At 70.0% G+C, this 14,025-nt stretch carries 12 protein-coding genes; 5 read left to right on the forward strand and 7 right to left on the reverse strand.

All coding sequences use genetic code 11. The features are described from left to right. Positions 1–77 precede the first annotated feature (77 nt). Positions 78–1,634 carry a GTPase HflX gene (gene hflX / locus FNH13_RS13445; protein ID WP_321169196.1) on the reverse strand — a complete coding sequence of 519 codons (1,557 nt, stop codon included), beginning with the start codon at positions 1,632–1,634 and terminating at the stop codon, positions 78–80. 67 nt (positions 1,635–1,701) lie between these two features. Between hflX and FNH13_RS13450 the strand changes: the two genes are divergently transcribed. After that, entirely contained in the window at positions 1,702–2,304 is a 603-nt protein-coding gene (locus FNH13_RS13450) for a class I SAM-dependent methyltransferase (RefSeq protein WP_143783882.1), read from the forward strand. Here FNH13_RS13450 and FNH13_RS13455 read toward each other — a convergent pair. From FNH13_RS13455 to miaA, 4 genes are all read right to left on the reverse strand, one after another. Beyond that, positions 2,282–2,692 carry a hypothetical protein gene (locus FNH13_RS13455; protein WP_228266402.1) on the reverse strand — a complete coding sequence of 137 codons (411 nt, stop codon included), beginning with the start codon at positions 2,690–2,692 and terminating at the stop codon, positions 2,282–2,284. The two genes, FNH13_RS13450 and FNH13_RS13455, sit on opposite strands and share 23 nt — an antisense overlap. Before the next feature lie 5 nt (positions 2,693–2,697). Beyond that, positions 2,698–3,126, reverse strand: coding sequence for a cupredoxin domain-containing protein (locus FNH13_RS13460; protein ID WP_143783884.1), 429 nt, complete (start codon positions 3,124–3,126; stop codon positions 2,698–2,700). A gap of 72 nt (positions 3,127–3,198) precedes the next feature. After that, the gene (locus FNH13_RS13465; RefSeq protein WP_143783885.1) at positions 3,199–4,527 is read right to left on the reverse strand and encodes an MFS transporter; all 1,329 of its coding nucleotides are present in this window, start codon (positions 4,525–4,527) and stop codon (positions 3,199–3,201) included. A 227-nt stretch (positions 4,528–4,754) separates the two neighbouring features. After that, complete coding sequence (gene miaA / locus FNH13_RS13470; protein ID WP_228266403.1) at positions 4,755–5,693, reverse strand: tRNA (adenosine(37)-N6)-dimethylallyltransferase MiaA; 939 nt, start codon at positions 5,691–5,693, stop codon at positions 4,755–4,757. Positions 5,694–5,881: 188 nt separating this feature from the next. On the opposite strand from miaA, the gene FNH13_RS13475 reads away from it, so the two are divergent. The 3 genes from FNH13_RS13475 (at position 5,882) to FNH13_RS13485 (ending at position 10,475) form a co-directional block, all read left to right on the forward strand. Further along, the gene (locus FNH13_RS13475; protein ID WP_143783886.1) at positions 5,882–6,718 is read left to right on the forward strand and encodes a pyruvate, water dikinase regulatory protein; all 837 of its coding nucleotides are present in this window, start codon (positions 5,882–5,884) and stop codon (positions 6,716–6,718) included. 233 nt (positions 6,719–6,951) lie between these two features. After that, the gene (gene ppdK, locus FNH13_RS13480; protein ID WP_143783887.1) at positions 6,952–9,639 is read left to right on the forward strand and encodes a pyruvate, phosphate dikinase; all 2,688 of its coding nucleotides are present in this window, start codon (positions 6,952–6,954) and stop codon (positions 9,637–9,639) included. Positions 9,640–9,698: 59 nt separating this feature from the next. Then, positions 9,699–10,475 (forward strand): (2Fe-2S)-binding protein, encoded by a 777-nt coding sequence (locus tag FNH13_RS13485; RefSeq protein ID WP_165700114.1) that lies wholly within the window; start codon positions 9,699–9,701, stop codon positions 10,473–10,475. 152 nt (positions 10,476–10,627) lie between these two features. Here the strand turns inward: FNH13_RS13485 and FNH13_RS13490 are convergent, their stop codons facing one another. Further along, positions 10,628–11,818 (reverse strand): amidohydrolase, encoded by a 1,191-nt coding sequence (locus FNH13_RS13490; protein ID WP_143783889.1) that lies wholly within the window; start codon positions 11,816–11,818, stop codon positions 10,628–10,630. 395 nt (positions 11,819–12,213) lie between these two features. Here FNH13_RS13490 and FNH13_RS13495 point away from each other — a divergent pair, with 395 nt between their 5' ends. Continuing rightward, positions 12,214–12,462, forward strand: coding sequence for a WhiB family transcriptional regulator (locus FNH13_RS13495; protein ID WP_109474243.1), 249 nt, complete (start codon positions 12,214–12,216; stop codon positions 12,460–12,462). Between the two features lie 8 nt (positions 12,463–12,470). Here the strand turns inward: FNH13_RS13495 and FNH13_RS13500 are convergent, their stop codons facing one another. Further along, positions 12,471–13,988 carry a sensor histidine kinase gene (locus FNH13_RS13500; protein ID WP_143783890.1) on the reverse strand — a complete coding sequence of 506 codons (1,518 nt, stop codon included), beginning with the start codon at positions 13,986–13,988 and terminating at the stop codon, positions 12,471–12,473. Between the last annotated feature and the right edge of the window lie 37 nt (positions 13,989–14,025).

Consider the following 14,025-nt stretch of genomic DNA (forward strand, 5'->3'; position numbering starts at 1 on the left):
TCATCGAGGTCCCCCGCGAGGTCTTCCAGGACGAGCCCGCCCTGGTGACCCCGCCCTGGGACTGAGTCGGGACACGGTCACACGGCGTAGGAGCCAAGTGCGCCGTGCAGGTCCTGGGCCACCTTGGCGGTGACGCGGGTCCCCTCGGCTGTGTGCTCCTCGGTGAGCACGTCACCCTCGGCGTGCAGCCGGCTGACCAGGTCGCCGCGGTCGTAGGGCACCAGCACGTCAACCTCGATCTCGGGTCGTGGCAGCGCCGCCTCGACCATGGCGATCAGCGCCTCCATCCCCTGCCCGGTGCGCGCCGAGACAATGGCGACGTCGGGATAGGCCCGCTGCAGCCGGTCCAGCACGTCGGGGTCGGCCACGTCGGCCTTGTTGACCGCAATGATCTCGCGGATGTCACCGGCGTCGACGTCGGCGAGCACCTCGTGCACCGCCACGATCTGACCCTCGGGGTCGGGGTGGGCACCGTCGACCACGTGCAGCAGCAGGTCGGCGTCGGCGGCCTCCTCCAGCGTGGAGCGGAAGGCCTCGACCAGCTGGTGCGGCAGCGAGCGCACGAACCCGACCGTGTCGGTGAGCGTGTAGGTCCGCCCGTCGGAGCTCTCTGCCCGGCGGACCGTGGTGTCCAGCGTCGCGAACAGCTGGTCCTGCACCAGGACACCGGCGCCGGTCAGCCTGTTGAGCAAGGAGGACTTGCCAGCGTTGGTGTAGCCGACGATCGCGACCGAGGGCACCTGGTTGACCTTGCGGGAGGCCCGCTTGGTGTCGCGCTTGGTCTTCATCCCCTTGATGTCGCGCCGGAGTTTGGCGATCCGCTGGTTGATCCGTCGACGGTCCAGCTCGATCTTGGTCTCACCCGGTCCGCGCGAGCCGATGCCCTCACCGCCGGCGACCCGCCCACCTGCCTGGCGGGACATCGACTCACCCCAGCCGCGCAGGCGCGGCAGGAGGTACTGCAGTTGCGCCAACTCGACCTGCGCCCGGCCCTCCCGGGACTTGGCGTGCTGGGCGAAGATGTCCAGGATCAGCGCGGTGCGGTCGATCACCTTGACCTTGACGACGTCCTCCAGGGCGCGGCGCTGAGAAGGACCCAGCTCGCCGTCGATGATGACGGTGTCCGCGCCCTCGGCGATCACGATGTCGCGCAGCTCCTGTGCCTTGCCCGAGCCCAGGTAGGTCGCGGGGTCGGGGTTGGTGCGGCGCTGGATCAGACCCTCGAGCACGGTCGAGCCGGCCGTCTCGGCGAGGGCCGCGAGCTCGCGCAGCGAGTTCTCAGCGTCGGTCTGCGTCCCCTCGGTCCAGATGCCGCCCAGCACGACCCGCTCGAGGCGCAGCTGGCGGTACTCGACCTCGGTGACGTCCTCGAGCTCGGTGGACAGGCCCGGCACGCGGCGCAGCGCCTCGCGCTCCTCGCGGTCGAACTGCTCACCGTCAAAGTCCTGCAGGCCCTCGTCGTATGTCGGGTCGCCCGGGTCGGCGTTCAGGGCATCAGCCCGCCGGTCCAGCAGGCGGACCCGGTCGGCCTCCACCTCGCGGGTGTGCCGTGCGTCAGTGTGGGACGTTTCGGTGGTGCTGGCGTCGTCGACCGTGCTGGCGTCGGCGGTGCGGTTCATCTCAGTGTTCGTCATATTCTCCTCAGGGTCTCACCGTTCAACGCCCGGGACCACTCATTTCGTCCCGTCTAGACTTCCCGCGATGCCTCAGGACCACTACTTCTCCGCCGAACCCGCCTCGCCCTCCGAGCTGCGCGAGCGCCGCGTCGTGCTCGCCGGGCGCTCCGTCACCGTGCAGACCGCGGGTGGGATCTTCTCTCCCGACGGCATCGACAAGGGCACGGCCGTGCTGCTCAGGCACGCCCCGGCGCCCCCGTCGACGGGGACCTTCCTGGACCTCGGCTGCGGCTGGGGGCCCTTGGCCCTGACCCTGGCCCTGCACTCCCCCGACGCCACGGTGCACGCCGTGGACGTCAACCAGCGGGCGCTGGACCTGGTGCGCCGCAATGCAGCAGCCCTCGGGTGCGCGGTGGCCACCGGGACACCGGATGAGGTCCCCGGCGACACGGCATACGACCTGATCTGGTCCAACCCGCCGATCCGGGTCGGCAAGGCCGTCCTGCACGAGATGATGCGCACGTGGCTGCCCCGACTGGCGCCGAGCGGACAGGCCTGGTTGGTGGTGCAGAAGAACCTCGGCGCCGACTCGCTGCAGAAGTGGCTGGCCAGTGAGTTCCCGGACCTGGCGGTGGACCGTCCGGCCACCAGCGGCGGGTTCCGGCTCATCCGGGTGGCGCGTCCCTGACCGGACGGGACGTCAGTCCGATCCCCACCATGGCCCCCGCCGCACCGAGCCCCTCAGCGAGCGCACTGATCATCTTGGGGGCGGACCAGAACGGGTCATGCATCGCCGGGACGGGTCCGATCGCCGGCACGTCGGCATAGGTGTAGAGCAGGGCCGGCACGAAGGCCGACAGCGCCACCGCTCCCGCCACCAGGTAGGCCAGCCGGGAGGGACGCAGCGCCAGATTTCCCGCCGCGAGCAGCGCCAGGACCGCCTGGATCCGGAACAGCCACCCCCCGCCGATGCCACCGGGAGCCGCGAGCTGCATGTCGGAGGCCAGAGCGAGATGGACGCCCGCGTCGACGAGCAGCGCCAGCACTACCAGCCCCCGGACGACGCGTTCGGCCACCGCTCTCACCCAACCGTCAGCACCGAGACCATCGACGGGTGCGGGATGCAGTAGTAGGAGTACTCCCCCGGCTCGTCCGGGGCCGTGAAAGTCACCGTCTCGCCCGGCCCCACCTCCACGTCGAACAGCCCGTCCTCGTCCGAGGTGACGGTGTGGCCGACGTTGTCCTCGTTGTGGACGGTCACCTCGGCACCGGGCTCGATCGTGCCGGTGGTCTCATAGTCGAAGTCGACGATGGTGATCAGCGCGGCGCCCTCCTCGACGGTGATCTCCGGTGTGTCCGTCTCGTCACCACCGGAGCAGCCGGACAGCACTGCCGGCAGTATGCCGAGGGTCAGGACCGCAGCGGCGAGGCGGCGACCGATGGGCTGGCTCGGGCGGGGTGTGTTCGGGCGGGGTGTGTTCAGGCTCGGGCGGGGTGTGCTGACGCTCATGCCGGATTGTACGGCGCCCGGCCCCCGGTGGATTGGGTCCAGGTCCGCCACGCCCTCGGGGTGTGCCCTGGCTCAGCGCCCTGGCCCGGTCCGGGTGTGCGCGTGGGAGAACGGGGTCGTCGCCACCACGACCCCTGCGATCGCGTTGAGGACGAGCCAGGCCGTGATGGTGGCGATCATGCCCGCCTCGTCGGCCAGCAGACCGCCGACGATCCCGCCGATCGGCACGATGCCCATGGTCAGCGTGCGCCGGGTCGCGGACACCCGGCCCATCAGGTCGGTCGGGGTCAGCTCCGCGGCGATGCCGGACAGCAGCACGTTGTAGGCCACGATCGCCACTCCCCAGAGGAAGGATCCAGCCAGCAGCCAGGTAGTGGCCCGGTCCTGGTCCAGCAGTGCGGTCAGGGTCAGCGCCGCGACCGGAGCCAGGAGCAGGACGCAGCCGCGCAGCGCCCGCGGCGTCCCCAGTCGGTCACCGAGCGGGACCGCCACCAGCGACCCGAGCAGCCCACCGACGCCTCCGGCCGAGACCAGCAGCCCGAGCACCGTCGGGCCGAGGTCCAGCTCACGCAGCACGAGCACGACCTCCACCGCGGAGTGCACGGCCAGGCCCAGGTTGACCAGCATCGAGCCGAGGGTGAGCCGCCACAGGGTGCGGCGCTCACGCAGGGTCGACCACCCCACCGCTGCCTCACGGAAGAACCGGGACAGGGCACTGCTCGGGTCCTCCGCGTGGACGGCCGACGCCTCCTGGGCCGCCGACGCCTCCTGGGCCGCCTCGGCGGTGTCACCTACGCGCAACCGCAGCACCACCAGGGCAGCCAGGGCGGTGAGCGCGGCGGCCACCGCCAGGGTCGTCCCGGCGCCGGCGAGGGCCACGAGCAGACCGGCGAGCGCGGGCACCACCAGGGAGATCAGAGACTCTGCGGACTGCATCCGGGAGACGAGTCGGGACACCCCGGCGGCACCCACCACCCTGGGGGCGATCGCCGTCTGGGTCGTCTCGACGACCACGGCGGCGGTCCCGGCGAGGGTCGCGACGGCATACAGATGGAGCAGGGTGAGGGCATCGAGCCCCCAGGCGAGGACGAGGCTGCCCAGCAGGGCCGCCCGGAGCAGTCCGGACGCGAGGAGCAGGCGGACGGTCGGAGAGCGGTCGACCAGCACCCCGATGGGGATGCCCAGGACCAGGAAGGCCAGGGTGCCGAGGGCGTTGAGCAGCCCCATCTGGGCGGCGGTGGCACCGAGCACCACGACGGCGAGGAAGTCGGTGGCCAGGTCGGCGACGGTGCGACCGGACGCATCGATTGCGTTGGACAGGATGAGCGGCCTGTCGGACTGTCGACCGGATGGCGCGGCGGGGCCGGAGTTGTGGGACGGGTCAGGGGTGCGCGAAGGCATGAGTCACCTCAGGGAGAGCTAGGAAGGACAGAGCACGTCGACACCGGCCCGGCGCAATCGGTGCGCGGGCCTGCGGGTGTCAGCGGCGACTCAGAGGCTGTCGCTGCGAGCTCTGAAGAACACGTCTCTCTTCCTGGGCGCGGGTCGGCCGAGTGCTGGTGGCCGGTTCTCGGTGGCCGGGTGACCTGGCCGAATGCACTCTAACCCCCCTGTCGACCGACCACGCTCTAAGGCTCGTGGGACTGCAGCGCGAGGACCGCGCCCACGGCCCGGTCGAGCAGATCGTCCGCGTCGTGCGGCAGCCAGGTGATCCGCGGGTCGGGTCGGAACCATGACTCCTGCCGGCGCACCAGGCGTCGGGTCGCGGCGACGGTGTCGGCCCGGGCGCTTCCCTCGTCGGCCTCACCGTCGAGGAGAGCCAGCACCTGTGCGTAGCCGATGGCCCGCGACGCCGTGCGTCCGCTCCGCAGACCCTGACCTTCCAGCGAGCGCACCTCCGCCACCAACCCTTGCTCCCACATGCGGTCGACACGCCGGGAGATGCGGGTGTCGAGCACGGCACGCTCAGCGGTCAGGCCGAGTTGGAGGCTCGGGACGGCATACTCCCGCCGCGGCAGGGTGGCGCTGAACGGTCGGCCGGTCAGCTCGATGACCTCCAGGGCCCGCACGATCCGGCGGCCGTTGCGCGGCTCGATCCGGTCGGCCGCCTCCGGATCGGTGGCACGCAGGCGGGCATACAGCGCCCCGACCCCCGCATGCGCCAGCTCGGCCTCCCACCGGGCCCGCACCTGCGGATCCGTCGGTGGGATCTCGAGGCGGTCCAGCAGCGCCCGGACATAGAGACCGGACCCTCCCACGATGATCGGCAGGTGGCCGCGTCCGCGGATCGCGGCGAGGTCGGCCCGGGCCGCCACCTGGTATGCCGCGACGCTCGCCTCCTCGACGACGTCCAGCACATCGAGCTGGTGGTGGGTGATCCCCTCACGCTCGCCGCAGGTGAGCTTGGCGGTGCCGATGTCCATGCCGCGATAGAGCTGGGAAGCGTCGGCGTTGATGATCTCCCCGCCCAGCCGTTGGGCCAGCGCCACCCCCAGGTCTGACTTGCCCGTGGCGGTCGCCCCCACGATGGCGACCACGGGCAGCGGCTCGGAGACGTTCCCTGGCACGGCCGCAGTCTGGCACGGGGCGACTCGGCAGGCACTCGACGCCCCTTCGCTGCCCGCCCGACGCGAACCTCGTTGGGGTGCAGGATCGGTCAGCGCTGACCGATCCTGCACCCCGCTGGTTGCCTGTGGCAGCTCGGATAGCGTTCCCCATACCTCCCCAAGACTGGTGGTGGCGACATACTGGGTCCATGAGTGGCACTCCCCTGGAACTGCACGTGATCGGCGACTCGACCGGTGACACCGCCGCCCGGGTGGCTCGCGCCGCCGCCGCGCAGTATGCGGCCTACGACCTGCGGATCATCCGGCACCCGCGGATCACCTCGCCTGAGGGGCTGCGCGCCGTCATCCGCCACCTGGACCCGGCGAACACCCGGATGGCCGTCTTCTCCACCGTCGTCGACGACGAGCTGCGAGCCCTGGTCGCGCAGTTGTGTGCTGAACGGGCGATCGCCCATGCCGACCTGCTCGAGCCGGCCCTGGCCGCCCTGCAGTCGGCCACCGGGGCGGCCCCCGAGCGGGTCATCCGCCCGGTGGGGGTCGGGGAGGACTACTTCAAGCGGATCCAGGCCATGGAGTTCGCCATCGCGAACGACGACGGGCACCTGACCAACCCCCTCAGACAGGCCGACATCGTGCTCATCGGCGTGTCCCGTTCGGGCAAGACCCCCTTGGCGATGTACCTGGGCTACCTGGGCTACCGGACCTCCAACATCCCCCTGGTGCGCGGCATCGATCCTCCGGAGGAGCTCTATCGGGTGGACCGGTGGAAGATCGTGGGCCTGACCCTGGATCCGGAGCGGCTCAAGGAGATCCGCCAGAAGCGGGTGCGCGCGCTGGGCAGCCGTCGCCAGGGCGACGGCTACACCGAGCTGATCCGCATCTATGAGGAGCTCGACGAGGTCAGTTCCATCCAGCGCCGGCTGGGGTGCCCGGTCATCGACACGACCGCGCTGGCGCTCGAGGAGGCTGCCGGCCGGGTGATCGAGATCGTCGAGCGGCGCCGTCTGGCCGCCACTGGCAGCTAGGTCCACTGGCAGTTAGGTCCACCGGCAGTTAGGTCCACCGGAAGTTAGGTCCAACGGTCGCACCACACGAGATCCGAGCGTGTCTGCCAGTCGTACCAAGACCTCATCAGTGCCGACTGTCGGCAAACTCACGTGACCTTCCTCGCCCGAGGATCGCAGCGGCCAGTAGTCTGCCCACGTGGGGACGGTGCGGGCCGTCCTGAGCACACGACGTCACCGAGGAGAGGCCTGACATGAGCCCAGAGTCGAGTTCAGCCGCCCAGACCACCCGATACCTCTACGACCTCGCCGATGGCGATGCGTCGATGAAGGCGCTGCTCGGCGGGAAGGGAGCCAACGTCGCCGAGATGTTGCGCCTCGGCGTGCCGGTGCCCGACGGCTTCACGATCACCACGCAGGCCTCCATCGACTCGATGAACACCGGCGGGGAGTGGCCGGCGAGCCTGTGGTCGGAGACTCAGGAGGCGTTGGAGCGCCTCGAGGAGCGCACCGGTCGGACCCTGGGGTCGGCGGAGCGCCCGCTGCTGGTCTCGGTCCGCTCCGGTGCCGTGGTCTCCATGCCCGGCATGATGGACACCATCCTCAACCTCGGGATCGGCGATTCGACGGTCGAGGCCCTCGGCGCCGAGTCCGACAACCCGCGCTTCGCCTGGGACTCCTACCGGCGCTTCATCCAGATGTACGGCGAGGTCGTCGAGGGTGTCCCGGCCCACGCCTTCGAGGACGAGCTCACCGCGCTGAAGCGCACCCGCGGCGTCGAGCAGGACACCGACCTGTCCGTCGAGGACCTCAAGGAACTCGTGGAGAAGTTCAAGTCCGTGGCGCGCGAGCACATGGGCGCCGAGTTCCCGACCGAGCCCCGTGAGCAGCTGCAGCGCGCCATCGACGCCGTCTTCCGGTCGTGGATGAACCCCCGTGCCGGGATCTACCGCAAGGCCCACGGCATCTCCGACAGCCTGGGCACCGCCGTCAATGTCATGCAGATGGTCTTCGGCAACCGCGGCGACACCTCCGCGACCGGCGTCTGCTTCACCCGCAACCCGTCCACCGGCGCGCAGGAGCTCTATGGCGAGTTCCTGGTCAACGCCCAGGGCGAGGACGTCGTCGCCGGCATCCGCACCCCGCGCCCGCTGGCGGAGATGGAGTCCGTGCTGCCCGAGGCCTACGGTCAACTGCTCGACACGATGAAGCGTCTTGAGGGCCACTACGGCGACATGCAGGACATCGAGTTCACCGTGGAGGAGGGGACCCTCTATCTCCTCCAGACCCGCAACGGCAAGCGCACCGCCCCCGCAGCCTTCAAGGTCGCTCGCGACCTGGTCGAGGAGGGCGTCATCACCAAGGAGCAGGCGCTGCGGCGCATCGAGGCCGGCCAGCTCGACCAGCTGCTCCACCCGGCCATCGATCCGGACCACGGAAAGACCCCCATCACCAAGGGCCTCAACGCCTCCCCCGGCGCTGCCGTCGGTGAGATCGTCTTCGACTCCGACACGGCCGAGGCCCGCGGCAAGGCTGGAGACGCGGTCATCCTGGTCCGCTGGGAGACCACTCCCGACGACATCGCCGGCACCATCGCCGCCCAGGGTGTGCTCACCGCACACGGTGGCATGACCTCCCACGCGGCGGTCGTCGCCCGCGGCATGGGCAAGCCCTGCGTGGCGGGTGCGTCGGCGGCCAAGATCGACGCCGCCGCCAAGAAGGTCACCATCGGGGACACGGTGCTCCACGAGGGCGACACGATCACCCTGGACGGGTCCACCGGCGAGGTGTATGCCGGGGCGCTCGAGCTCGTTCCGCCGCAGGTCAACGAGGACTTCTCGGCTGTGGTCGGCTGGGCCGACGAGGTGCGCCGGATGGACGTCCGGGCCAACGCTGACAACGGCGAGGACGCAGCCCGAGCCCGCGAGTTCGGCGCGCAGGGCATCGGCCTGTGCCGCACTGAGCACATGTTCATGGCCGAGGACCGCCTCCCGGCCGTCCGCGAGATGATCCTCGCCGACGACGAGGAGTCCCGCGCAGCTGCTCTGGAGAAGATCCTGCCCATGCAGCAGGCCGACTTCGAGGCAATCTTCGAGGCGATGAGTGGCCTGCCGGTGACGATCCGACTGCTCGACCCGCCGCTGCACGAGTTCCTGCCCGACCTGGTCGAGCAGGCCCTGACCGTGCAGCGCCTAGAGCTGCAGGGTGGCACCGACGCGGAGCTGCGTGAGGCGCGGCTGCTGCTGTCCCAGGTCAAGAAGCTCACCGAGATGAACCCCATGCTCGGCACCCGCGGCGTCCGCCTGGCCCTGCTCTACCCCGAGATCCCGACGATGCAGGTGCGTGCCATCGCCCGCGCCGCCTTCGCGGTCCGCGAGCGCGGCGGCGAGCCGATCGTGGAGATCATGGTGCCGCTGGTCGCCTACGCAGAGGAGCTGCGACGTCTCCGCGAGCTCATCGAGGACACCCTCGCTGAGGAGTTTGAGGCAGCGGGCCAGCAGTTCGACTACACGGTCGGCACGATGATCGAGCTGCCGCGGGCGGCCGTCGTCGCCGACCAGATCGCCGAGCACGCCGACTTCTTCTCCTTCGGCACCAACGACCTCACCCAGACCGGCATCGGCATCTCCCGGGACGACGCCGAGGGTTCCTTCCTGGCGCCCTATGTCGATGACGACATCGTGCCGGACAACCCGTTCGCCTCGATCGACATCGACGGCGTAGGCGGTCTAGTGCGCCTGGGCACCGAGGGCGGTCGCAGCACGAAGTCCGACCTCAAGGTGGGTGTCTGTGGTGAGCACGGCGGCGACCCCGCCTCGATCACCTTCTTTGAGTCGATCGGCCTGGACTACGTGTCCTGCTCGCCGTTCCGGGTGCCGATCGCACGGTTCGCAGCCGCGCGGGCCGTCCTCGACGCGCAGGACCAGGCGGGCGACGGCTGAGCGGCGCACTGCCTCCCGCGCAGCGGGCCGCCGAGCTCACCGAGCTCGGCGGCTTTGCCGTGTTCCAGGTCGACGCGGAGGGGCTGCTGCCCCTGACCACGGCCCTGGACGCCGACCACCTGGCCGAACGTTTCGCCGCCACCAGGGTCGGCCTGGCCACCGGCACCGGACTGCCACTGGCTGAGGTGCTCCCCAGGACCGCCGTCTCGGCGGCCCAGGTCGGGCTCGTGTCCCGCTTCTGGTCGATCGCCCTGGCCTCTGTGGCGCTGCACGGCTGGGTGCCTGACCTGACGCCCGATCGGGTGCGGGTGGACCCGAGTCACCGCAACCCCTCCCCTCTGGCCCTCGAGGATCCCGGGGCGGGGCGGTCCGTGGTCGGGCTCACGGAGACGGTCGCAGCGGTGGAGGAGCTCGTCGTCCACGGCGCCGTCGCAGCGGTCACCGACGCCTGCCGTGAGCACGGGCGCACGTCGGCGAACGTCCTGGTGAGCAATGCCGCATCCAGCCTCGTGGCGGCCGCACGGGTCCTGGGCGGCAAGGTGCCCACGCGGGCGTCCCACCTGGAGGCCGTCTCCCGCCAGTTGCTCGAACGTCCGTGGTTGGCGGCCGGGGGCGCCTACCAGAGCGTCACGGTCGAGGTAGTGGCCAGCTCTGAGGCCGACACCGAGACCGACACTGAGGCCGACACCGAGACCGACCCCGAGACCAACCCGGCGGCCGGCTCAACGCAGTTCAAGCGCACCGGGTGCTGCCTCTACTACCGCCTGCCGGGCCACGGCCTCTGCCCAGACTGCGTGCTCGTGCGCCCCGGCCACGCGGCCGACGACCACCACTGAGCGGCACCACGAACGGTCCGGCCAGCACGTGGCTCGAGCAGCTGCTCTCCGCTGACTCTTGAGGCGTTCTCGGTGTTGCGGAACCAGCCGTCGAGCAACGGTTCCGCGACACCGGGACCGCATGACGCTTTCGCCTCGACGAAAGCGACAGGTCAGCGGGTCAGGACGGTGCCGCGTCGTTCCTGCTCGTCATAGCTGTAGACCTCGCGGCCCTCGATCCACACCCGCAGGGCGCGGGACTGCAGGTCGATCGGGTCGCCGGACCACAGCACCAGGTCGGCGTCCTTACCGACCGCCAGCGACCCCACCCGGTCGGCCACCCCCATCACCTCGGCCGGGTTGATGGTCACGGACCGCAGCGCGGCATCGCGGTCCATCCCCTCGCGCACCGCGAGCGCGACCTGGGTGATGAGGTGCTCGATCGGGACGACGGGGTGGTCGGTGATGATCGAGACCTTGACTCCAGCCCGGTCGAGGATGCCGGGCGCCGCCGGGGTGCGCTCCCGCACCTCGACCTTGGAGCGGCTGACGATGAGGGGGCCATAGAGCACCGGGATCCCCTTCTCCGCAATCAGGTCGGCGATCAGGTAGCTCTCGGTGCCATGGTCGAGAACGAGCTCGTAGCCGAACTCCTCGGCGATCCGGATGGCTGTGGCGATGTCGTCGGCCCGGTGGCAGTGCTGACGCCACGGGATCTCGCGGTTGAGGACCTGGACGAGGGCCTGGTTGACCAGGTGCCCCTCGGCATACTCGCCCTCGGCGGTGGTCTTGGCGGTCTTCTCGAGGTAGTTGCGGGCCTCGGTGAAGGCCTTGCGCAGGATCAGCGCGACGCCGAGCCGGGTGGAGGGGGTCTTCTTCTGGTCGCCGTAGACACGCTTGGGGTTCTCGCCGAGGGCGGCCTTGAGACCGGAGGGGCTGCGCAGCACCATCTCATCGACATAGCGGCCGTAGGTCTTCAGAGCGACGGTGAGCCCGCCGATCGGGTTGCCCGAGCCGGGGTTGACGTTGACGGAGGTGATGCCGCCTGCGAGGGCGTCGTCGAAGCCCTGCTCGCGCGGGTTGATGCCGTCCAGTGCCCGAGCGGCTGCCATGACGGGATCGGTCATCTCGTTGGTGTCCTGGCCGGCCCAGCCCTCGCCCTCCTCCCACACCCCGAGGTGGACGTGGGCGTCGATCAGGCCCGGGAGCACCCACTGGCCACCGGCGTTGATGGTCTCCGCACCGTCCGGGACCTCGATCTCGGCCCCGAGTGCCGTGATCGTGCCGTTGTCCACGACGATCGTCCCCTCGAACGGCTCTCCGTCAACCGGGACGACGTGGGCATTGGTGATGGCCAGGGTCATGGGCTCTCCTCCAGAGTCAGGCTGCCGGCTGTGCCGACGTGGACAGGGCTGATGCCCTCTCTCCCCCACCTTAGGCAAAGCCTGCCCCGCCCCTATTCCACGGGGCACCTGTGACTCATCACTCAGATTTTCGGGCAGGTTAGTAGACGAAAACTCTTGTGCGGGCTTCAACTACCTGTGAGGATAGGAACGCTGTGCGCAACCGTCTGTTGGCACAACAAGAACAACCAGGTCACGATGAGGTGCCCTGTTGCGTGTTCCTCCGGCCCAGACTTCACGTGTGTCTGACTGGGGATCACGCTACACCAGTCATCGGGCGACAGATACGCGGGTCACCCGTCAGCACCCGGGTGACCTCATGGGGTCCGAACCGGGAGAAGAACGAGGAGTAATCGATGGATTGGCGCAATCGCGCTGCCTGCTTGGATGAGGACCCAGAGCTGTTCTTCCCGATCGGCAACACTGGTCCCGCCCTGCAGCAGATCGAGGAGGCCAAGGCCGTCTGCCGACGCTGCCCCGTCATGGACACGTGCCTGAAGTGGGCTCTTGAGACCGGCCAGGACGCCGGTGTCTGGGGCGGACTCTCAGAGGACGAGCGACGAGCCCTGAAGCGCCGCAAGGCGCGCGCCCGCAGAGCTGGCTGACCGCACCGTCAGCCCTCTGCAGACAGACCGCGGAGCCGCACGACGAACCGGACGACGGTTCCGTGCGGTTCCTGCTTTTCCCAGGTGATCTCACCCCGCAGGTCGCTGATCAACGCCTGGACGATCTGCATGCCGAGCCCGGTGCCGGGCTGGTGGTCATCCGGCAGCCCGCACCCGTTGTCGGTGACAGTCACGGTGAGCATGCCGCCGGGCTCCGGCGTCTCCTGGTCACGGCGGACTCCTTCCCCCCGGTGGGCCTCCACGACGACCGCGCCGGCGGGGGTGCCGTCCTGGGTGGGGGTGCCGGTGTCGAAGGCGTGCTCCACGGCGTTGTGCACCAGCTCGGCCAGGATCATCGCCAGCGGGGTGGCGTCCTCCGCGCGGATCCGTCCGAAGGACCCGCGGTGCTCTGCCACCACGCGCGCGTCGCCCTGGGAGGCCACCTCCACGGTGGCCCGGGCGATCCGCACGGCGATCTCGTCGAAGAGCACGGTCTCGTCGAACCCGTGGCTGAGGATGTCGTGCACCAGGGCAACCGTTGAGATGCGTCGTCCGGCCTCCCGCAGCGCGGCCTGCGCCCCTTGGTCGGACAGACGGCGGGACTGCAGGCGCAACAGCGCCGAGACCGTCTGCAGGTTGTTCTTCACCCGATGGTGGATCTCCCGGATCGTGGCGTCCTTGGTGAGCAGTTCCCGCTCCCGGCGGCGCAGTTCACTGACGTCCCGCAGCAGGATCATCGCGCCATAGCGAGTGCCGTGGTCGAGTAGCGGCACGGCGCGCATCGTCAGGTTGATCCGTGAGGTCTCGATCTCGGTGCCCCAGGGCGCACGGCCGGTCAGCACCAGCGGCATCATCTCGTCGACGGTCCCCCCCGTTGGGAGCCGGCTGGTGACGATCTCGGAGAGATAGGTGCCGGCGACCTGGGCCGTGTAGCCCAGCCGCCGCAGCGCCGAGATCGCATTGGGGCTGGCATAGTCGATGTGCCCCTCCGCATCCAACCGCAGCACCCCGTCACCGACGCGCGGGGTGCCTCGCCCGATCCCGGTGGGTGCCAACTCGCTGGGGAAGCTGCCCTGCCCGACCATCCGCAGCAGCATCTGGGCCAGCTGCAGATAGTTGACCTCCAGTCCGCCCTGCTGACGCATGCTGTGCAGGTCGGTATGCCGGACCAGGACTGCCACGGTCCGGCCCGCCCGGACCACCGGAACGTACTGCTCGCGCACCGAGCCCGCCTGGGGCGGTTCGACCGAACGTCCACTCTGGCGCACCTGATCCAGAATGCTCCGACGCACCGCGTCAGGGGCAAGTCCGACGACGTCGTCGTGGTAGAAGTTGGGGCCGGTGGTGGGCCGGGCATGCGCCACCAGCACCCAGTCGTCGGCCCTGGCCTCCGAGAGCACCCAGAGGGTCAGGTCCGAGAAGGACAGGTCTGCCACCATCTGCCAGTCGCTGACCAGACGGTGCAGCCAGTCAGCGTCGGCGCGCGGCAGGGACGCCTGACCCAGGGCATCACGAAGCGTCGGCACGTCCGCAGACTAACGCGACGCCACCCCAGGTGCTGCA

Origin of the sequence: Ornithinimicrobium ciconiae (assembly GCF_007197575.1) — a bacterium.
GTDB lineage: Bacteria > Actinomycetota > Actinomycetes > Actinomycetales > Dermatophilaceae > Ornithinicoccus > Ornithinicoccus ciconiae.